This window comes from Dapis hubbardiae BLCC-M172, from assembly GCF_050016015.1.
Taxonomy (GTDB): Bacteria; Cyanobacteriota; Cyanobacteriia; order Cyanobacteriales; family Microcoleaceae; genus Trichodesmium.
This window is the reverse complement of the sequence record NZ_JBNHEQ010000249.1, coordinates 45191-64788: the sequence shown is the minus strand read 5'-3', so window position 1 is coordinate 64788 and position 19598 is coordinate 45191. Positions and strand designations below refer to the sequence as shown.

The following is a 19598-nucleotide window of genomic DNA, read 5'->3' as shown; positions in this document are numbered from 1 at the left end:
TATCTCTAGTCCATTATTTTCAATATTGAAAAAACTAGAAACAGAAACTATTCTTAATCAATCGGAATTAGATTGCTTAAAAGACAATCAACTAACTGAGACATTTTCTATTGCGGAGAAGCAAAAACAAAAAAGATAATTTACTAGACTCAAGAGAAAATACAAAGTAACTGAATTTGAAGACTCATCACCTGATAGTAATTTGTACAAAATCCTCCAAAAAATAGAGCAACTTTCTCGATTAACAGATGTAGATATTGATTGGTTAAAGTCATCTAATTTGACTGAAATTATTAAAATAGCTGAAGAAAAATATTTGGAAAAAGATTGGGTAAGACTCCAAGATAAATATGGAACTACAAACCGAAAATTAACATTCGATCCTTTCTACAATATTCTTAGTAAACTAGATCGAGGAGAGCGATTAGATAAATTAATGTTTACTCAGTTAAAAACTGAGAATTTGCTGTCTCCTGATAGTAAGATTACCATTACTTATTGTCAGATTGAAGCTGATTTTTTTGAGAAAGAATTTAAAAGAACTAAAAATAAATGGCTAATCCCTAAAATTAGTAGTTATTGGCGCAAAGCAAATAAATCATTAAAAGCATTAGAAATTACCAGTAAAAGTAAAGTCAATTTAGAGAAATTAAAAGATAAAGACCTTAAGGCTAGAATACTTGTAACTAGAGGTGCTGCTTTTAGAGATGTTAGTAAATTAAATGAAGCCAAAAATCTTGCTTTACAAGCTCATAAAATTGATTCTCAAAGTCATCATCCTTGTACTTTATTGGGGGCTATTTGTTATGGTCTAGGAAAATATGGAGAAGGAGATTATTGGTTTGAAGAGGCACGAAAAAGAGGAGCTGATACAGAAGATATTGATCAAGAAATTAAGCGATTAGTTCAAGAGACTAGCAACAAGAATAAGCGAAAATAAATTATAGAATATCTATTGAAAAAAGATGAAAGGAGATATACTTGGGCTAAAAAATATCTAAAAAATTAATTAATCTAAGTTTAGGCGATATAATTAAATATTGCCAGTGCGGGCATCTTTCCCGCGTCGGTGTATTTAACCGGAAAATTTATGTCCGAAGCATCCTTTTTTTAGGAAGATAAAAAAAGAAGATTCTGTATTTCAAGCCTCTTTATTCCAGGAGGTACTGATAACTGATAACTAAAATGATAAAGGTGTAATCCGCTGGATTTCCCAAACTCTATAAAATTCTGATAGAGTAATCAAAATTATTAGTATTTATTATGAACTTAGTTACAATTTTAGGACTATTAGCAGGCACTTTCACAACTATTTCATTTTTACCTCAAGTTATCAAAACTTGGCGTACTCGTTCCACAAAAGATATCTCCTTAGAAATGTTTGCTATTTTTTGTTCAGGTGTATTGCTTTGGATAATTTACGGCATCATTATTCAAAATTTACCAATAATTTTTACTAACGTTGCTACCTTGAGTTTAGCTTCACCAATTTTATTTTTTAAACTTAAATATAAATAGTTATTGTGTTTGGAGACTAAACCCCTACGATTAAATTACAACCTATTTATAATTGCTATATTATATAGCAGTTTTTATTTGGGTAAAATACAGTAGGGACTTTTTATGCAACTACAAAATTATTATTTTTTTATGTGGTTCATTGACCTAAAAATTGCTAGGTATTGGGCTTGGAGACCAAACCCCTACGATTAAATTACAACTTATTTAGTTATAGCGTTTCTCAGGTTAGTAAGGTACAGTTTTATATTTCTTCTTTGTTCCCTATTGCCTGTTGCCTAAAGCGTAGAATTTTGTACCTCACTCTTTTTGGGAATTGCTATATGTGGTTCATTGACCTGAAAACTTCTTTGACTAATAACTAATAATTGATAACTGTTTAAAACTAATAACTGTTTAAATATGTCTAATAATCTCTTTAATACTGAAAGTTTGCTTTTCACTCCAGCTATCCCTGAATCTAATGCTATTCCGATTATTTTTGCTTTTCCTAATGAATATAGTGTGGGCATAACTAGCCTTGGTTATCAGATTGTTTGGGCAACTTTAGCAATGCGTTCTGATTTACAAGTTAGTCGGTTATTTACTGATATTAATGAACCTCTCCCACAACAACCAGAATTATTCGGTTTTTCTCTTTCCTGGGAACTTGATTATGTCAATATTTTAAGTATTCTAGAGTCTCTAGAAATTCCAATTAGAGCAAAAAATCGTTTAGCTAAAAATTATCCAATAGTATTTGGTGGCGGACCTGTTTTAACTGCAAACCCAGAACCTTTTGCTGACTTTTTTGATGTAATTTTGTTGGGAGATGGAGAAAATTTATTGGAGGATTTTATTGATGCTTATAAAGAAGTTAGAGGTGCTGAAAAACAGGAACAATTCAAACATTTAGCTAAAGTGCCTGGGGTTTATATTCCTAGTCTTTATGAAGTAACTTATCAAAGTACCGATGGTGCGATTAAATCTATTGAACCTATAAATAAAGATATTCCTCCTGTGGTGCAAAAACAAACTTATAGAGGTAATACTTTATCTGCTTCTACTGTTGTTACTCAAAAGGCAGCTTGGGAAAATATTTTTATGGTAGAAGTGGTGAGAAGTTGCCCAGAAATGTGTCGTTTTTGTTTGGCAAGTTATCTGACTTTACCTTTTAGAAGTGCTAGTTTAGAAGGGTCTCTTATTCCGGCAATTGAAAGAGGATTAACTGTTACAAAACGTTTGGGTTTATTGGGTGCTTCGGTAACTCAACATCCAGAATTTAACAGTTTATTAGATTATTTGAATCAGCCAAAATATGATGATATTCGGTTGAGTATTGCATCAGTTAGAACAAATACTGTGACAGAAAAACTGGCAAAAATTTTAGCTAATCGTGATACAAAATCAATTACTATTGCTGTGGAAAGTGGGAGCGATCGCCTGCGTAAAATTATTAATAAAAAGTTGGCAAATGAGGAAATTATTGAGGCTGCTATTAATGCTAAAGTTGGTGGTTTAAAAGGGATAAAATTTTATGGAATGGTGGGTTTACCCGGAGAAGAGGAAGAAGATTTAGATGCAACTATTGAGATGATGTTGACTTTGAAAAAAGCTGCTCCTGGTTTAAGATTAAGTTTGGGTTGTAGCACTTTTGTGCCGAAATCTCATACTCCTTTTCAATGGTTTGGAGTAAATTCTCAGTCAGAAAAACGGTTGAAATTTTTGGAGAAAAAATTACGTTCAAAGGGAATAGATTTTCGCCCAGAAAGTTATAAATGGTCAGTTATTCAAGGATTAATTTCTAGAGGGGATAGAAGGTTATCTTATTTATTAGAATTGGTAAGAAATTATGGAGATTCTTTGGGTAGTTATAAAAGAGCTTTTAAGGAGTTGCGTGGAGAGTTACCAGACTTAGATTTTTATGTTTTTAATGATTGGGAATTAGAACAAGTTTTGCCTTGGAATCATATTCAAGGTCCTCTACCTGAGGCAACTTTGAAGAAGCATTTAGCTGAAGCGACTGCTTTGTTTAAAAATTAAATAATTTCTGTTTTAATACTATGAGAGAAATTAACTATATCAACAGAGTTATAGCAGTTTTCACTTAGGTAAAAAATAGTAGGAACGTTCCATGGAACGTCCCTACAATATTTTGGTTGTGACATGAGGTCATCTATCTGAAAAGCGCTGTATAAAGTTTCATTCCACTACTCTGTCACTATTCCAGTCAAATGGTTTTAATTAAAGAAAAATGTGTAATTATTTTTGTTTACCTGGTTATATTAAAACCCTTTGATTAGACATAAAAAATTAAAAATTCTCCAATCACCATTTATTATCTCAAGAAATAGGTGTCAATAAAAAACCATGACGACTTTCGCCTTTATTTCCCCATCCGACAATTTGCCCATGATTATTAATAGCTCGTGCTTCTCTGAGAATCCAATCATCAGAAGGATAAATCAAATCATTGAGGTCTTGCATTTGATTAACACTATCCCAAATAAAAGCTTTTCTACTCCATAATTCTTGATCTGCATCTATTATCCTGTCAGAATATCCTACTATTAGACCAGAATTATTAATACTATTAGCTTCACTATCAAAAAATTGTAAATTGACATTACCAGAAATGGTACTTAGGTCTTGACATTTGTTACTGCCATCCCATAAAAAAGCCCGGTTATTATCTTCAGGTACAGCATAAAAACCAACTACTTGACCAGACATATTAATATCTGAACCTAAAAAACCTGGTAATTCTTGAGTACCTTTGTCACTCTTCCAAACAAAAGCTTTGAGGATAAAATCTGAGGAAAGAGAATAGCCTACTACTTCACCAGAATCATTAATACTATAGGCAATGCTTTCTATCTCACTTCCATTACTAATATACTCCATACCATTTTTGCTATCCCAAATAAAAGCTTTTCTATTACCATCACTGGAAATAGCACAACCTACTACTTGACCAAAATTATTAATGCCATAAGCCTCACTGAAACTATTACTTTCGGTATTAATATTTTGAAAACCTTTTGTCTCATCCCAAATAAAAGCTTTCCGTTGACCACTGTCCGATACAAAATACCCCACCATTTGACCATAGTCATTAATACTATAAGCACAGGTTGAAGTATCGCTAAGAGTATCAATATCCTCCATACCTTGGTTGGGACTCCAGATAAAAGCTCGTCGTTGTCCACTACTGGTAATTGAATAACCAACTATTTGAGCAGAGTCGTTAATACCTTTAGCGACACACAGGTGGCCTCCAAGTGTACCTAAGTCAGTCAGAGCATAACTAGAGGCAGCAGTAGTAGTATTCGATTTTGTTACAGTTAAGTTCTGTAATTCTGATGATACTTGGGTTAGTTGCGTTTTTTGAGTCATAGATTTAGATGAAGTCATAGTAATTTGGGTTGTCCATAAAGTAAAGTGTGGGAGTTTTTTCGCTTTGGTTGAGTGTTGTTAATTTATTCTGATTATCAGTGGATTTCTGAATGAATAGCGATAATGTGCATGAATTGCCACAATAAATTATTTTGGTGTTATGGACGTGCAAAAAAATACAAATATGTATTTTTTGTATTTGATTCATAATGCCCATGTTCATGCTTATCGAAAGCCTACCAAACCTCCCATCGCTTGATCGCTCCTTGGAACTGGAACTATTTGATTACCTATTCCACACTTGACTGATGCACTACTGTAATTCGTAATTTATTAGGGGTTATGCCCATTTAGGTTTCATTGTTTATCTAACAAGAAAAAAATAGGTAATTACGTTGGACTTCATCAAAAATCAGCCGTTTCTATTAGTATTGGTTGATACATTATGATTTACACCCATCAAGATTTTCTAGTTAACAGTTAAACTATTCAACTTGGTAAACATCATAAATTAAGAAAAGCTTTACTGACACATTTCCTCAGTAGTTTTACCGAATCTTCATCAAATTAGCAATTATTTTGAAGAATCTTTACCGAATCTTTATAATATGATTGGGAAATATCCCAATTTTATTTAAGGTAGTCCTTTGATAATCGTGATTTACTATCTATATATCTAGGGAAAAAGGAACAGAGAACAGAAAGCCTTTTCAATTCTGAGTCTTAAATGAATAGTATTTACAAATTATTGAATTTTGTCCAAGGAACATAACTACTTGTACACCAATTCAAAATTCGTAAGTATGCAATTTTTCTACCTTTATAATTTCAAATAGCCTCTAAATCAGCCATTGGAATTAGGATATATAGATTATTTAGAGTATTCAGAAAAGGAAAAACTTGAGTTTATGTGAGGAGAAAAATTTAGATGTATAAAATATGTGTCAATAACACTGAGATAATAGAGAGATATTATGCAAATAAATAACAAAGATTACTCTCCTATCAGGATATATTTTACAAAATCTTTATAATTCAACAAAAAAATACATCTAAATTTTAAAGATTTAGTAAATTTGTTAATAAAAACACAGTCTGAAAACAATAATTCTGATATAAGTAAAAATTTTAAAAATGTTGCACTTTCGTTATTCAACCTTAATCAATGCACCAGTTGAGGTCGTTTGGAAATTCCACGAACGTTCCGATATTCTGCAAATACTTACCCCACCTTGGCAACCAGTCCAAATTATTCGTCGTCAAGGTGGACTCGAAATAGGAGCAATATCGGAATTTATCATTTGGCTCGGTCCAATTCCTGTAAAGTGGGTGGCCGTACATACAGAATATGAAAAATATAGTTTGTTTAGTGATGAACAGAAAGAAGGCCCAATGGCTAGTTGGACTCATCGTCATCAGTTTAGTGAGGAAGATGGTCAGACTAGGTTAACTGATGCGATCGCATTTTCTTTGCCTGGGGACTGGTTGGCAGAATCTTTTTTGGGTTGGTGGGTAGACTCTCGACTGGAAGATATGTTTCGGTACAGACATGATGTGACAAAACGGGAATGTGAAGGAAGTTAAAGGAGTAAGGGAGTAACGGAGTAGGGGAGTAGGGGAGTGGAGGAGTGGGGGAGTGGGGGAGTGGGGGAGTGGGGTAACTCATACTGTTTTACGGAAGTCAAAATTCAAAATTCAAAAGTAAAATTTTACAGACAAAGAAAAAAAATTTCTTTTAGCCAATCCTCTTCTTTATAAATAAGAGGTAATTATCAATTATCAATTATCCATTATCCATTATTAATTAGGGTTTGCTGATTAAATATCAAAGCATTGACAGATATTGGTTTGAGCAATTTTAGGTGTGGACAAAGTACCAGCTTTTTGGTTGATCAAGCCGAAAAAATGAGCATTTTGGGTAGATTATGGCAGAAAATCACTCTTACTATTCTTCCTCCTGCCTCCTCTATAATTCCCATTCCTCCTGACTCCTGCACGGGCGTTTTGCTATCGCACAACTCCGTTTCGGCGCTTGAGCCGACATGAAAAACGCGGAGCGACATATAAAGCGGAGCTTTGCGTTAGCACATGGCCGTTTCGCTGCGCGACATGAAACGCCCCTACGACTCCTGACTGCTACCCTCACCCATAAGACTTTTGAGCGCAAACCCTAATAATTAATTATTAATTAATGAGAGTAGCTTGTTGTTGGTCTGATGGTATGGAAATATCTGTTGCTAATAGTGGGGAACGAACAGACAAATAAATTAACGGACCTAACAGTGGAATTAATGCTACCCAATACCAAATATTTTTTTCCATTCCTCGCCTACTCATATCATCTCCTAATAAAGTTGGAAATAACAGGCACAACATACAAAAATCAAGACTCATTACATGAATAAATCTACTACTTTGCCACTGTTGAATAAAGTTTTCCCAGTCGCCATTTTTTAAACCGTATATTAATAGGATACTCGTACCTAATGTTAAAGCAATTCCTAAAATTCGAGAATCTAAAATATTCAGAAATAAATTCTTTTTCCCGGAGAAATTTGGATTAGGTTGACGTAATCCTAAATAGGGTAAAATAGCAAATGCTCCGACTCCAAATGATAAAGTCGAAAATAACCATGCTGGTACTTTTTGTTCTCTACCATCAAAGAATAATAAACAACTATAAATTAACGGCAAAATACCCATAATATTGAATAGAGATATAATCAAAGGATTAATATTTTCCCATTCACCTGTTGACAATTTTTGGATTAATTCTAAAGTATCTGGTTGATCTGGGGGAGCAAGTAGGAAAGCATAAACACTAAATCCTATCCAAAGTAACCAAAAAGCTATTTTTGTTTTGCTCATAGTTTTTTTAAATGAAATATTTTGTTAGTTTAACTGAAACTTCAAATATCAATAGACATCTCTAATAATAATAAATCAAATCAATTATTTCCCCTTATTCCCTACTCCCTACTCCCTCATTTAAGAGACCTATTGCCAAAGTTTTAATTAAATAAATTCAAGATATAAATTTTTTGATTCCCTATTACCTACTCCCTGACTATAGACATCTCCAATAATAAAAATCAAATCAATTATTTACTCCTACTCCCTACTCTCTAATCTCTCATTTAAGAGACCTATTGCCAAAGTTTTAATTAAATAAATTCAAGATATGAAATTTTTGATTCCCTACTCCCTATTCCCTACTCCCTACTCCCTAACTTAAGGTAAAAATCGGTCTAAAGCTGACTTTAAAGCTGCAATTTCAACATCAATATCTCCATCTTGAGTAGCGCGAGAAATACATTCAGATAAATGATTATCCAAAACCATACGAGCTACTCGGTCTAAAGCACCACGAACTGCAGCTATTTGTATCAAAACATCAGGGCAATTCCGATTATCTTTGATCATAGTTTTAATTCCTCTAACGTGCCCTTCAATTCTTGATAATCTATTGATCAGACTTTGTAGAGATTCTTCACTATGAACATGAGGATGAGCAGAAGAGTGATGGTGATGTTCGGAATTAGAATCTGTCTGAACTGTATCATTAGCTGCCTGTTTTTTTTCTTGGTCAGATATCGCCATAAATTTATAGTATAATACTGGATTGTTAGCAATATTGTAACACCAAACCTACTAAGTTAGTCAATCAAATATTAATGCTATGAGATTGTTAAATTTTTGTCGAATAACTACTAAAATCATTTCTCAATTATTGGCCATTATTATCGTTTTTACTTTTGTAGTTGCTTGTATACCAACAGTAACAGTAATGGCAGCTCCAAGACTATTTACAGGGTTATCGAATCCTCAGTTATTAGCATTGCAAGCTATACCAGATAATATCAATACTAGAAATAGTAATAGCTTTGTGACAGAAGCAGTCAATAAAGTTGGTTTAGCAGTGGTGAGAATTGACACTGAGCGACTAATTACTCGTCCAACTAATCATTTTTTTGAAGACCCTTTGTTCGACCGTTTTTTTGATGACAACTTAAGGATGCAACAACCTTCCCAAGAATTGTTAAAAGGTCAAGGTTCCGGTTTTATTGTTGACTCGAAAGGCATAATTTTAACCAATGCTCATGTAGTAGATAAAGCAGACAAAGTTACTGTCAGTTTAAATGATGGAAGACAGTTTATTGGAGAAGTAAAAGGAACTGATAAAGTCACAGATTTAGCAGTAGTTAGAGTTGAGACAAAAGGTGAAACTTTACCAGTAGCAGACCTTGGTAATTCTGATTTAGTACAGGTAGGAGATTGGGCAATAGCAGTAGGAAATCCTTTGGGATTTAATAACACTGTTACTTTAGGAATTATTAGTACCTTAAAACGTCCGAGTTCAGCAGTAGGAATTCCTGATAAAAGATTAGATTTTATTCAAACTGATGCTGCTATTAATCCAGGAAATTCAGGGGGTCCGTTGTTAAATGATAAGGGTGAAGTAATTGGAATTAATACAGCAATAAGAGCTGATGCTATGGGTATTGGTTTTGCTATTCCTATCAATAAAGCGAAAGAAATTAAAGATGTATTAGCTCGTGGAGAACAAGTACCTCATCCTTTTGTTGGTATTCAGATGATTACTCTAACTCCAGAAGTTGCTAAAGAAAATAATAGTGACCCTAATTCTGTTTTAATTTTGCCAGAGGTAGAAGGAGTTTTAGTAACGAAAGTTTTGTCTGATACTCCAGCAGAAAAATCGGGGATGCGGATAGGAGATGTGATTGTAGAAATTGACGATCAATCAATAATTAGTGCGGAACAATTACAGAGGAAAGTTGAAGATGGTGGTGTAGGTGAAAAATTGCAGTTTAAAATTCTGCGAAATGGTAGAGAAAAAGAACTATTTGTTCTGAGCGGACAAATGAATTTTTAGAATGTGGTAATAGTAGGGGCGGGTTTCACCTTAAATTAAGAAAATTGATACGACAGAGCTGGTAAACCCCCCCCAGATTTACTGCGTGGGGTTGGTCGGGCGAGTGATAGATTAATATCATGTACCAAGATTTTTGGTGAAACCCGCCCCTACAAAATCGGATGAACCCGCCCCCATTCCGCATTCAATCAATATCGCCATTACCCACTCATCAAATGAACTCGCCTCCAGATGTACTGCGTGGGGCGGGGCGGGCGAGTGATAGATTAATATCATGTACCAGGATTTTTGGTGAAACCCGCCCCTACACAATCGGATGAACCCGCCCCCATTCCTTAGAAACAGGAGGGTTGACTAACAGCTTTATTATCAAATAATACCCATTCCAGAATTGATTTATAAAAAATATGAATAAAAATCCCACTATCGAAGGCATCTATGAAGTCTGCATCGGTACCACCGAACCCTTGTCAATGATTCAATATTGGCAACAATTTGGCTATCGCATTGGCAAAACAGGAGAATTAACTGCTCCTACGGTTAACAATTTATATGGAGTAAATTCTAATTTACGCTCCATTCGACTCCAGCACCAAGATGTCGATCATGGTTTAATTCGCCTCATGGTTTGGGAAAAACCCACTAATGAAGGTTTAGAAATGACATCTATGAAAGTTTTGGGCAACCGTTGGGCAACCAGCTTAACTACTGATGTTTTGAATATTCTTAACCATGCTGAGGATGCTCAGTTGGCAGGTTTGCCAATTAAATACACTTTTCCCCAGTGGGAAATAATTTACAAAACAGATAAAGGTCGCCCGTTTATTGATCCAGTAGTGGGAGTGCGAGAAATGATGTTGTTGCAACCATTGACGCGCCAGGTGTTCTTTCAACGCTTCAATTACACAGTGCCAGAATACGGCAAAATTAATCATAGTTCTGCTTTCAAAACTAGCCAATTTACCCATGCAGGTATGATTATACAAGATGATAGTAAGGAAACGTTGCAGTTTTATGAAGATGTCTTGGGTTTGTTGCGATCGCGCGATAACTCGGAAACTTCCTATGAAACTTCAGAAGCAGCTAGACAAATTTTTGATTTACAACCAGGAGAAAAATTTACACTTACTGCTTTTGACGATCCCCGCTCTTCAACAAATTGGCAAGAAGCACGATCTGGTAGAATGTATATTATTCGGTTTCCCGAAGAAATTAACTTGAAATCTTGTTTTGAAAAGTCACAACCTGGTTGTTTAGGAATGTCTTTGTATACTTATCGAGTTAATAATATAAAATATTATTTTGACCGAATTAAAAATTCAGCAGTGACACAAATTACAGATATTGTTGATAATGAATTTGGCGAACAGAGTTTTTCTTTTATTGCTCCTGATGGTTATTTTTGGAATTTAATTAGTAAGTAAATTTTCAGCATTCAGCAGTCAGCTATTAATTTATTTGTAGCACAGGCATCTTGCCTGTCAAAGCTATACCTTAACTTCAATGAAATCTGCTGTGATGTTGCTATAAAATGTTCAATTTATCAAACTATAGCAATCATAAATGATTTGTGAGCAAAAACTGTAGGGGTTTGGTCTCCAAACCAAGCGCAAGAATGGGATTTGGAAACCAAACCCCTACCAGAAAATGTTAAAATCTGTTTAGGAATGCTATATTATTCACTTGATCAATAGACATCTCCAAAAAATAAGAAAATATCTTTTAGTTGTATTAGCTAAAGAAAGAAAAAGTCACTATAAAAAATCCTTTTTCCTGCCTTTTTAGTAAAAATATCTTACCTGTTCCCTGTTCCCTGTTCCCTGTTCCCTGTTCCCTATCCCTGCAAAAAATCTATATCTTTTTCACGCCTAGGTCTAATACATATCTATAGATTGATTTATCCATTCAACAGAATTTGTAGTTAATTAATGAGAAAAATTCCAGGGATAATTTATTTATTATAGCAATTTGTACATTTATGAGGTACAGTTGTTTTTCTTATTTTTTACTCCCCTACTCCCTACTCCCTACTCCCTACTCCCTAAAGTAGCAGATAATTCTAACTCATAACGATACAATGCTACAGGATGATTAACTGCTAAAAAATAATCGGGGTCTTGAGGAGATAAATAAATAGCAGTTATCTGATTTGCTTCAATTATTTCTCCTCGATTATCATCAAGAATATGATGATATTCTGTAGTTGTTTCTACCTCATTTAAGTAAATCATTGTCTCACCTTGAAATAGCTGCTGAGTTATTTCACAACTAATAAAATTATCTGAATTTAATTGCTCACTACCACGACTGGTAATAACTGAAACTAACTCTAAATTATCTGCTAAAATAGTTGTCTGGCGATTAGGATTATCTTGGTCAATTTTGACAGATAAAATAGCATCATCACCTAACAATGCTTTGCCAATATTCAACCCATTAAATTCTCGGTCAGCAATAACTGCATCTGGAGGTAAATCTAATTTTGCAATTTTGCTATTATTAATCACAGAAGACCAAGATGTAGGAAAACTGATTAACTTTTGTGCCGATATTTCTTTGGTATTTAAGTTTGATTCAGCCTTAATAAATCTAACTTGAAAATTTACAGGTTGATGCAAATATTGACGATTATTTTCAAAACCTGGGGTGACAATTTCTGGAGCTAATGGAGCAACCATATCTATTAAGGTGCTTTTCACATTCCAATTTCCCGACATCCAGTCTGGATAAATTAAATCTGTCTTAGCAGCACTAATTGATGGTTTATTTTCCCAGTTAGGAAAATTAGCGATTCTGTCAGCAAGAGTTTCTGCTGCTGCATTATTAGTCCAAAGTAAAACAATTGTAATTAAGCTCAAATTAAAGATTACTTGCCAAAAATTTTTATAACTTTTCATATACTTGTAAGTTATATGGTTGATTTTTTTATGAGACAATTTATATAGTATAGTATTAATCATTGTAAAAAAGATGGCAATTTCAAGAAATATTAAGTATATTGACAAATATATTCCTCTTAATATACTATAGAATAGGATAAGCAAATACACAAAAGAAATCACCGAAAAATTGGGTCTAAAGCCTCCCCTTGAAAGGGGATGAAAAGAATATTCGCCATAAGTATTTCAAGCCTCTAGCTTCTGGTAGAGGTACTGATAACTGATAACTGAAATGACCCACTAGAGCCTAGTAAAAATTTTACAATTTAAGGATTCATTGTGTGTAAAAAAATTTGTTTATTAGATGCTTAATTAGCTAAAAATTATTTTATCTAGGAGTAATAACATGGGTTTTATAAATAAAATCAAGGCAGCATTTAAAAAACTACAGGGACAATCTCAGGAAGCTTTAGGTGAAATTACAGGAGACAACAAACAAAAAATCAAAGGAAAGAAAAAGCAAATTGAAGCATCAGCTCAACAATCTGTTGAAAACTTAAAAGATAGAGTAAAAAAAATCATTGATTAATCCGCAACTTCTAGGAATTTTAAAATTCAAAAGTATTTGATTTGAGAGCATCTTGTAGAATGCTCTTTTTTTATATTAGTATGCCCACATACTCAAGATTAATAATTATGCAAATACAGATTCAAACATTTACAGTCCATAAAAGATTTCCTTTAACTATTAGTCGCGGAACTACTTCTGAGAGTACCAATATTTTGGTAAAAATACAACAAGAAAATATCGAAGGTTGGGGAGAAGCTTCACCATTTTCAGTAGGAGAAAAGCCACAACCTACCACAATTTTACAACAAGCTTTACAACAAGTTACCCCCTCTCTAGAAAAGTTTAATCCACTTGAGCGACAACAAATTGAGCAAGTCTTAACAGAATTGCAAATACCATCAGCAGCTAGAGCAGCTATTGATATTGCTTTGCATGACTGGATAGGGAAAAAAGTAGGGTTGCCTTTATGGCGACTTTGGGGTTTAGAACGCGATCGCATTGTGCCTATCTCAGTTACTATTGGTATCAGTACCCCGGAAGCTGCTAAACAAAGGGTGCGAAAGTGGCTAGATTTTATTGATGCGCGAGTTTTGAAAGTAAAATTAGGTAGTCCCGAAGGTATTGAAGCGGATAAAGCAATGTTGATGGCGGTGAAAGAAGAAGCACCTCCAGATGCTTTGTTATATGTGGATGCGAATGGGGGTTGGAGTCTGGAGGATGCTGTGAAAATGTGTGACTGGTTGGCAAAAATCGGAGTTATTTATGTGGAACAACCATTAGCTGCTGTTTCCGCCATGAAAGATTTACCACAGCTTTATGAGCGATCGCCACTACCTATTTTTGTGGATGAAAGTTGTTTTACTGCTAAGGATATTCCTCAGTTAGCAGACAGAGTACATGGCATCAATATTAAGTTAATGAAGTCAGGAGGGTTAACGGAAGCGATGCGGATGGTTTATGTAGCGAAAGCTTGTGGGTTGCAAGTAATGTTTGGTTGTTATTCTGACAGTTGCTTGGCAAATACAGCAGCAGCACAACTCGCACCATTTGCAGATTATTTAGATTTGGATAGTCATCTAAATTTGATTGACGATCCCTTTACAGGTGCGGTGATGGAGAAAGGGCGGTTGTTGCCGAATGACTTGCCAGGGTTGGGAGTTGGTGATGTAGGGGCGGGTTCCGCATAGCGTGTTAATGGGAAATCAACATACAGGAAATAAACCCGCCCCCAGACGATATGGCCGTACAGGGCGCGGGGCAGGTTTAGATCAATAAGTTAATTTTATATACGCTAGTATTATTTGCATTATTCTATTCTGGAGTTTGAATTTAGCGAGGGAGAAGATTTTACCACAGTCCGTCTGAGTAGCGATCGCGAAACTCTTAGCATCTTTGGGCTAGGAGATGCCACCTAATTTTTAGAAAAACTTTACCATTGGATAGGAGAGAATCGCTTTATCTTCTGTCATAATGATTAAATCATGCTCTAAAGATTGACAGAGTAAAAGACGATCAAAGGGATCATTATGTAAGGGTGGTAATTTAGCTAATTGAGTAATCGTAGTTTCAGCAATAGATAAACTAGAAATTAGATGTCTTTCACGCTGTTGGGGAAGGTAAATTTCAGGAGATTCTGGTAATGGTAATTTTCCTAATTGATATTTAATTGTTGCTTCCCAAACAGAAACTACACTGAGATAAATCTCGTTATCTTGATTACTAATAGCATCATAATATTTGTCTGCTAGTCTTTTATTATTAGTAATAAACCACAGAAAAATATGAGTATCTAAGAGTATGTTGATGGATTAGTAAATAGGTTAATAATTTCTTCAGGGAGAGGATCGTTAAAATCATCAGGTACAATAAATTCACCTTCACATAAACCAATAGGACGGCGTTCTTTTTCAGGTGGTTTTGTTAGTATGGGTTTAATTTCAGCAATAGGTTTATCTGCTTGAGTAATGATCAAACTATTACCTTCTTGAATCAGTTTGATAAATTCTGATAAATTGTTTTGAATCTCATCTATGTTTAGAGTAATCATGGCGTTAGTTTTTATAGCATTTTGGATAATTGAAAAAAAATTATTCAAGTAAATATTTTTTTTTAGAGGAAGTAAACCTATCTTCATATTGTTAGGACTTACGCACTACAACGTATCTTCGTCATTGCGACCGACAGGGTTTGCGGAGCAGTCCGGAACGGATAGCAATCTCAAATCCTAGTTTTTCGTACCTCATGCGTAAGTCCTGATTGTATGATATTAAATTACCTATTAGGATTATATCACTTGGGAGGGGGGTTTGGAGACCAAACCCCTACTACTAATAATACTGAATTTAATCTAATAATTTCAACATCCGCAAGTCCTGTTTTCAATTTAATTGAACCTCTTTGCTCACATTTACCAATACTTTATTACCTCTAGTCAAACTATATTCACCCCTCCATTTTCCCTTAGCAAGAGACTGAGAATTATTGCGTTTACCTACATATCCCATCCATGTCTTTTTAGCAGATTTAATTTCCTTTTTATTATCTATTACTCGATCGCCATTAGGAGCAAATAATTGATAATGTTCCTTATCCCCAGGCAACACCCCATAAACTTGCACCCAAAATATTAATGCAGCACTATTTCCTGGCAAAACCGTGTCGTAAAATTTCCCAGACCACAAATCATCCATAGTTGGTGCAGCATCAGCAAACCCACCCCGAATAAGACCAGTCGGTTTATAACTCAAGGGTTGTTGCCAAATAGAATTCCGAGCAGTATTACAACCACTTTTAGCATTAGCTCCCACAAATGGATCGACAATTTCTCCCTGATATTGAATGCTCAAATGTACATGAGGAAAAGAAGCTAAACCCGACTCTCCCACCATCCCCAATTGAGTACCTGCTTTAACAACTGTTCCTGGTTTCACAACCACACTACCGTTGCGGAGATGACAATATTGAGTTTCCCAACTATTACCATGATCTATCACCATTCCGTTACCACATTCAATATTTTTCACTGCATCTTGATCTGCTTGATTTTTGACTCGGCGATCAGGTATTCCATCTCGCACTCGTAACACTTTACCAGGAGCAACCGCTTGTACCGCTACACCCTTCGCCATAATTTTTTCATCAGATATAGCAAAATCTGTTCCTTTGTGGCCGTCGTAAGTTTGCCTACCGCAACCAAAATCTACAGCTTTCGGACTGGGGTCGCGATCGCTATACAATAAAATAAAGCAGTCTTTGTCTAGCTTACATTCAACAGGTATAGCAAATTTGGGATTATTTGGTACTTGAGCAATAGGAGTATTAGCATTAGCAGTAAGCAAATAGTTGGTTGCTAATACTATTACTAATGCGGTAAGAAAACCATAAAAAGAATTTTTAAATTTCATATTTTTTCTTTGTTATTTTTCCCTAATCACCAGACTTTATCTATTACTCTTCCCCTCATTCTCTTGACTAACGGCAACTCTCCTGCTTCTTGGCGTAATCTTTCTGCATACTGATAACGTTCTTCCATATCTGTATCTATTTCTGCTTGATTATCCCAATAATAAGCTAGAGCAGAATAAATTTGACTCATGCTCAAATGAGGATAGCTTTCGTGCAACTCTTCTGGTGTCCAACCGTAAGCTTTAACTGAAGTAATTAACTCGACTACTTTCATCGTGCTTCCTGTAATAATAGGGACATTTTTTTCGTCGATATGTACATACTTATATTCGGTTTTAGTCGTTGTCATAGTTTTAATTGATAGTAGAGAGCGATCGCTCTGTTGACTATCTTTAATCATAATTCAATTTTCAAATTTTTGTTAAAGGCGATCGCTGCTCAAAAAAATCTAGTAATTAAAGGCTTTTCTCCAATTGATAAATAACATAGGGGGCTATTCTAATTTCATCTTTCCAATGAAGTGGATCTGAGCTGTTTCCAAGAGGTCTAAATTCCTGTTTTACCCTCAAACCAGCTTGGAGAAACGCCATTTTGTAGTCTTTATCGCTCCAAAAATAATCGGTTACATCAATGTTTTCCGGGAGCAGACGAGCCTTAACTTGTTGCCCCGAATGGAGGGGTAGCTCATTCTCTGGAAAGTCTACTAAGCAAGATAGCCAATTTCCTTCGTAAAACTCCTTTGTGTTAGTAACTACTATACCAAAACCAGATGGGCAGATAATTCGAGCCATCTCCCGTACAATTAAATCAAGATCGGTCTGGTTGTCAATTTCAAGTAACATCCAGCTTGAGAAAAAAACCTGAAAATGTCCGTCCACAAAAGGCAAAGGCTGGCTGGGTTTGAGAAGATGGTAGTCACCTTTTGGATCTGCTTTCCTGGCTTGTGCAATCATCTCTGGACTAATGTCTGCACCCACAACATGATTCCCCAGGGCTTTCAAAAAACGGCTTGAACGACCTGCACCACAGCCTAGATCGAGAACAAAGGAGTCTCTCAGCAAACGGTGTTCTGCAACAGTCCGAAATGCGAGGTAGTCTGTATTATTTAGTTCTCTAAGAGCGTATCGTTCGGCTTGTTGGGAATAGTCAGGGCTAGGCATAGTTATATCATATTGAACAGTTATAAATAATTGGGTAAGTAGGGGCAATTTTTGTTTATCATCTTCCGAAAACATGAATTGTCCCTACAAGAGCAAACAAAGGAGAAAAGTAGAGGTGTAGGAAGTAGTTAATTACTTAAATTTTATTCACCACTAAATTGTTGGTACATTATACCATAAATATATTGAAGCTACTGCTACTTTTCTTTAGATAATATTGTTATTTTTGACTATGAAAAGGGCAACCACCAGCAGTTAAATCTTTGAGAAATTTACTATTATTGAAATAATGTTCTACAGATAAAATCTTTAAATCTTCAGTTAATCTGGCAATACTCATGCCAACCATTTCAATAGTTTCACCAGTAGGTTGATACTCTTTAAAATTACCCTTAAAAGTTCCCCAATGCCGCCATTTAAAGGTAACATTTGGCGGTCCGGAAAGCACTTCTATTACTTCCCAAAGAAACCCATCAGGAAAAGCTGTATGAAAAAGTTTAAAGGATGATTCAAAAGTTTCTTCTTCTGGATTATAATGTTTATTTTTACTGATAAAAAGATTGTATGTTCCTTGTTCTGCTGCTTCTTGGGCGGTATATTCTTTGCCTCCATTACTACTCATCCGAAATTTATCGGCAACAACAGATAACCACTGTTGAGGATTAGCTTTATTAGATGCTTCCATCTCAAAAGTTCGGACTAGGTTATGAGCGATGGCTTCTAAAGATCCTTCTGGATGATGATATTTACTTTCTTGTTGGAAAACTTGATCGTTGTGAGAATAGTCTGGTCGTGTTCCGCCTCGCCATTCAACTCCTTCATCGTTAGCAATTACTTTGTCTCGATCTTGGACCCAAAGTGGTAGTTCTGTAGAATTAGTATTACTCATATTTATATTTCAATCATTAGTTTTCAGACTTTAATTTACTAGATTATTTTTGAGGACAATAGCTATTACATAATTATTTAATTCTTTTTGATTAAAAGTAAAGTGTAACAAATAAAATACAATACAAAAATTTTAAATTAAAGGCCGAAGGTAGAACTTTTGGAGTTTACGTTTGTGAAAAACGCTATAATAATTGTTAATTATTAATTCTTGAAATCTTCTTTTCTCAAAGCATACTTAACACCTGCTTGCTGAGACTCGGAATAAACAAAATTTAGTTCAAATTTTAACCCCACTTTTTGTATAACTCGAATAGATGCTTTATTTTCTGACAAAGCACTTGCTGCAACTTGTTGTGTTTCCAACTCTAAAAAACCTTTCCGAATTAAAGCTTTTGAACCTTCAGTTGCATATCCCTTTCCCCAAACTTTTCTTTGCAACCGATAACCTAGTTCAATATCATCTACTCTATACAAAGTTTCTCCCATATAACTATCTAAACCTGGTCGAAAATGAAACCAACCAATAAATTTATTACTTAACTTTTCAATAGCTGCCCAAAAACCATAACCTGGATATTGTTGGTAATATCTGAAAACTTTAGGTAAAAATTTATTTTTAATCTCATTGTAGGGGGTAGGTGTTCCTGAGCGATCGCCTAATTTTGTAAATCTAGTTACTTCTGGATCGCTATCTAACTGAAATAATAATTCTGCATCAGCTTCAGTAAATTGTCGTAAAATTAATCTTTCTGTCTCTAGAAAAATCTTCATTGAATTTATTAATAAAAAAATAATAACCCCGTAGGGACGTTGCATGGAAAGTCTGAGGGCGACCATGGAACCTCTAAGGGCGACCATGGAACCTCTGAGGGCGACCATGGAACCTCTGAGGGCGACCATGGAAC

Annotated in this window: 19 protein-coding genes; 8 read left to right on the top strand and 11 right to left on the bottom strand. The window is 34.9% G+C overall.

Annotated elements, in window-relative coordinates:
* Nucleotides 1-202 precede the first annotated feature (202 nt).
* The 3 genes from ACP6PK_RS23145 to ACP6PK_RS23135 all read left to right on the top strand — a co-directional run bounded on the left by ACP6PK_RS23145 (nt 203) and on the right by ACP6PK_RS23135 (nt 3540).
* Nucleotides 203-940 (top strand): hypothetical protein, encoded by a 738-nt coding sequence (locus tag ACP6PK_RS23145; protein ID WP_426563048.1) that lies wholly within the window; start codon nt 203-205, stop codon nt 938-940.
* A gap of 323 nt (nt 941-1263) precedes the next feature.
* On the top strand, nt 1264-1518 hold the full coding sequence (locus ACP6PK_RS23140) for a SemiSWEET transporter (RefSeq protein WP_426563046.1): 255 nt from the start codon (nt 1264-1266) through the stop codon (nt 1516-1518).
* Between the two features lie 402 nt (nt 1519-1920).
* A complete protein-coding gene (locus tag ACP6PK_RS23135) occupies nt 1921-3540 on the top strand; it encodes a B12-binding domain-containing radical SAM protein (protein ID WP_426563044.1) in 1620 nt (539 codons plus the stop codon).
* 300 nt (nt 3541-3840) lie between these two features.
* On the opposite strand, the gene ACP6PK_RS23130 is transcribed toward ACP6PK_RS23135, so the two are convergent.
* Entirely contained in the window at nt 3841-4893 is a 1053-nt protein-coding gene (locus tag ACP6PK_RS23130) for a DUF3466 family protein (RefSeq protein ID WP_426563042.1), read from the bottom strand.
* A 1134-nt stretch (nt 4894-6027) separates the two neighbouring features.
* On the opposite strand from ACP6PK_RS23130, the gene ACP6PK_RS23125 reads away from it, so the two are divergent.
* Nucleotides 6028-6477, top strand: a complete 450-nt coding sequence (locus tag ACP6PK_RS23125) for an SRPBCC family protein (RefSeq protein ID WP_426563040.1) — start codon at nt 6028-6030, stop codon at nt 6475-6477.
* Between the two features lie 600 nt (nt 6478-7077).
* Here the strand turns inward: ACP6PK_RS23125 and ACP6PK_RS23120 are convergent.
* Together ACP6PK_RS23120 and ACP6PK_RS23115 are read right to left on the bottom strand one after the other, a co-directional pair.
* Nucleotides 7078-7761: a DUF2834 domain-containing protein gene (locus ACP6PK_RS23120; RefSeq protein ID WP_426563038.1), complete on the bottom strand. Its 684-nt coding sequence runs from the start codon at nt 7759-7761 to the stop codon at nt 7078-7080.
* Nucleotides 7762-8124: 363 nt separating this feature from the next.
* Nucleotides 8125-8493 (bottom strand): metal-sensing transcriptional repressor, encoded by a 369-nt coding sequence (locus tag ACP6PK_RS23115; RefSeq protein WP_094672083.1) that lies wholly within the window; start codon nt 8491-8493, stop codon nt 8125-8127.
* A 79-nt stretch (nt 8494-8572) separates the two neighbouring features.
* On the opposite strand from ACP6PK_RS23115, the gene ACP6PK_RS23110 reads away from it, so the two are divergent.
* Nucleotides 8573-9787 carry an HhoA/HhoB/HtrA family serine endopeptidase gene (locus tag ACP6PK_RS23110; RefSeq protein ID WP_426563036.1) on the top strand — a complete coding sequence of 405 codons (1215 nt, stop codon included), beginning with the start codon at nt 8573-8575 and terminating at the stop codon, nt 9785-9787.
* A gap of 407 nt (nt 9788-10194) precedes the next feature.
* The gene (locus ACP6PK_RS23105; protein ID WP_426563034.1) at nt 10195-11211 is read left to right on the top strand and encodes a VOC family protein; all 1017 of its coding nucleotides are present in this window, start codon (nt 10195-10197) and stop codon (nt 11209-11211) included.
* Between the two features lie 603 nt (nt 11212-11814).
* Here ACP6PK_RS23105 and ACP6PK_RS23100 read toward each other — a convergent pair.
* Nucleotides 11815-12684, bottom strand: coding sequence for a DUF6816 family protein (locus ACP6PK_RS23100; RefSeq protein ID WP_426563032.1), 870 nt, complete (start codon nt 12682-12684; stop codon nt 11815-11817).
* 388 nt (nt 12685-13072) lie between these two features.
* Here ACP6PK_RS23100 and ACP6PK_RS23095 point away from each other — a divergent pair, with 388 nt between their 5' ends.
* The gene (locus ACP6PK_RS23095) at nt 13073-13255 is read left to right on the top strand and encodes a CsbD family protein (protein WP_426563030.1); all 183 of its coding nucleotides are present in this window, start codon (nt 13073-13075) and stop codon (nt 13253-13255) included.
* A 107-nt stretch (nt 13256-13362) separates the two neighbouring features.
* On the top strand, nt 13363-14424 hold the full coding sequence (locus ACP6PK_RS23090; RefSeq protein WP_426563028.1) for a dipeptide epimerase: 1062 nt from the start codon (nt 13363-13365) through the stop codon (nt 14422-14424).
* A gap of 231 nt (nt 14425-14655) precedes the next feature.
* On the opposite strand, the gene ACP6PK_RS23085 is transcribed toward ACP6PK_RS23090, so the two are convergent.
* The 7 genes from ACP6PK_RS23085 to ACP6PK_RS23055 all read right to left on the bottom strand — a co-directional run.
* Complete coding sequence (locus ACP6PK_RS23085; protein WP_426563079.1) at nt 14656-15003, bottom strand: type II toxin-antitoxin system VapC family toxin; 348 nt, start codon at nt 15001-15003, stop codon at nt 14656-14658.
* A 23-nt stretch (nt 15004-15026) separates the two neighbouring features.
* Nucleotides 15027-15284, bottom strand: a complete 258-nt coding sequence (locus ACP6PK_RS23080; protein ID WP_426563026.1) for a type II toxin-antitoxin system Phd/YefM family antitoxin — start codon at nt 15282-15284, stop codon at nt 15027-15029.
* 331 nt (nt 15285-15615) lie between these two features.
* Nucleotides 15616-16641: a M23 family metallopeptidase gene (locus ACP6PK_RS23075; protein WP_426563024.1), complete on the bottom strand. Its 1026-nt coding sequence runs from the start codon at nt 16639-16641 to the stop codon at nt 15616-15618.
* A 26-nt stretch (nt 16642-16667) separates the two neighbouring features.
* The gene (locus ACP6PK_RS23070) at nt 16668-17042 is read right to left on the bottom strand and encodes a DUF433 domain-containing protein (RefSeq protein WP_426563022.1); all 375 of its coding nucleotides are present in this window, start codon (nt 17040-17042) and stop codon (nt 16668-16670) included.
* A 55-nt stretch (nt 17043-17097) separates the two neighbouring features.
* Nucleotides 17098-17877 carry a class I SAM-dependent methyltransferase gene (locus ACP6PK_RS23065; RefSeq protein ID WP_426563020.1) on the bottom strand — a complete coding sequence of 260 codons (780 nt, stop codon included), beginning with the start codon at nt 17875-17877 and terminating at the stop codon, nt 17098-17100.
* Between the two features lie 145 nt (nt 17878-18022).
* Nucleotides 18023-18691: an ester cyclase gene (locus ACP6PK_RS23060; protein ID WP_094675917.1), complete on the bottom strand. Its 669-nt coding sequence runs from the start codon at nt 18689-18691 to the stop codon at nt 18023-18025.
* Nucleotides 18692-18894: 203 nt separating this feature from the next.
* Nucleotides 18895-19598 (bottom strand): GNAT family N-acetyltransferase (locus tag ACP6PK_RS23055; RefSeq protein ID WP_426563017.1); only part of this gene is annotated, 704 nt, incomplete at its 5' end.

Excerpts from the sequence above, each read along its gene's own strand:
- ACP6PK_RS23125 (WP_426563040.1), top strand. The coding sequence starts at position 6,028 with ATGTTGCACTTTCGTTATTCAACCTTAATCAATGCACCAGTTGAGGTC.
- ACP6PK_RS23115 (WP_094672083.1), bottom strand. The coding sequence starts at position 8,493 with ATGGCGATATCTGACCAAGAAAAAAAACAGGCAGCTAATGATACAGTT.
- ACP6PK_RS23135 (WP_426563044.1), top strand. The coding sequence starts at position 1,921 with ATGTCTAATAATCTCTTTAATACTGAAAGTTTGCTTTTCACTCCAGCT.
- ACP6PK_RS23130 (WP_426563042.1), bottom strand. The coding sequence starts at position 4,893 with ATGACTCAAAAAACGCAACTAACCCAAGTATCATCAGAATTACAGAAC.
- ACP6PK_RS23100 (WP_426563032.1), bottom strand. The coding sequence starts at position 12,684 with ATGAAAAGTTATAAAAATTTTTGGCAAGTAATCTTTAATTTGAGCTTA.
- ACP6PK_RS23120 (WP_426563038.1), bottom strand. The coding sequence starts at position 7,761 with ATGAGCAAAACAAAAATAGCTTTTTGGTTACTTTGGATAGGATTTAGT.
- ACP6PK_RS23060 (WP_094675917.1), bottom strand. The coding sequence starts at position 18,691 with ATGAGTAATACTAATTCTACAGAACTACCACTTTGGGTCCAAGATCGA.
- ACP6PK_RS23075 (WP_426563024.1), bottom strand. The coding sequence starts at position 16,641 with ATGAAATTTAAAAATTCTTTTTATGGTTTTCTTACCGCATTAGTAATA.
- ACP6PK_RS23105 (WP_426563034.1), top strand. The coding sequence starts at position 10,195 with ATGAATAAAAATCCCACTATCGAAGGCATCTATGAAGTCTGCATCGGT.
- ACP6PK_RS23090 (WP_426563028.1), top strand. The coding sequence starts at position 13,363 with ATGCAAATACAGATTCAAACATTTACAGTCCATAAAAGATTTCCTTTA.
- ACP6PK_RS23065 (WP_426563020.1), bottom strand. The coding sequence starts at position 17,877 with ATGTTTTCGGAAGATGATAAACAAAAATTGCCCCTACTTACCCAATTA.
- ACP6PK_RS23080 (WP_426563026.1), bottom strand. The coding sequence starts at position 15,284 with ATGATTACTCTAAACATAGATGAGATTCAAAACAATTTATCAGAATTT.
- ACP6PK_RS23110 (WP_426563036.1), top strand. The coding sequence starts at position 8,573 with ATGAGATTGTTAAATTTTTGTCGAATAACTACTAAAATCATTTCTCAA.
- ACP6PK_RS23095 (WP_426563030.1), top strand. The coding sequence starts at position 13,073 with ATGGGTTTTATAAATAAAATCAAGGCAGCATTTAAAAAACTACAGGGA.
- ACP6PK_RS23140 (WP_426563046.1), top strand. The coding sequence starts at position 1,264 with ATGAACTTAGTTACAATTTTAGGACTATTAGCAGGCACTTTCACAACT.
- ACP6PK_RS23070 (WP_426563022.1), bottom strand. The coding sequence starts at position 17,042 with ATGATTAAAGATAGTCAACAGAGCGATCGCTCTCTACTATCAATTAAA.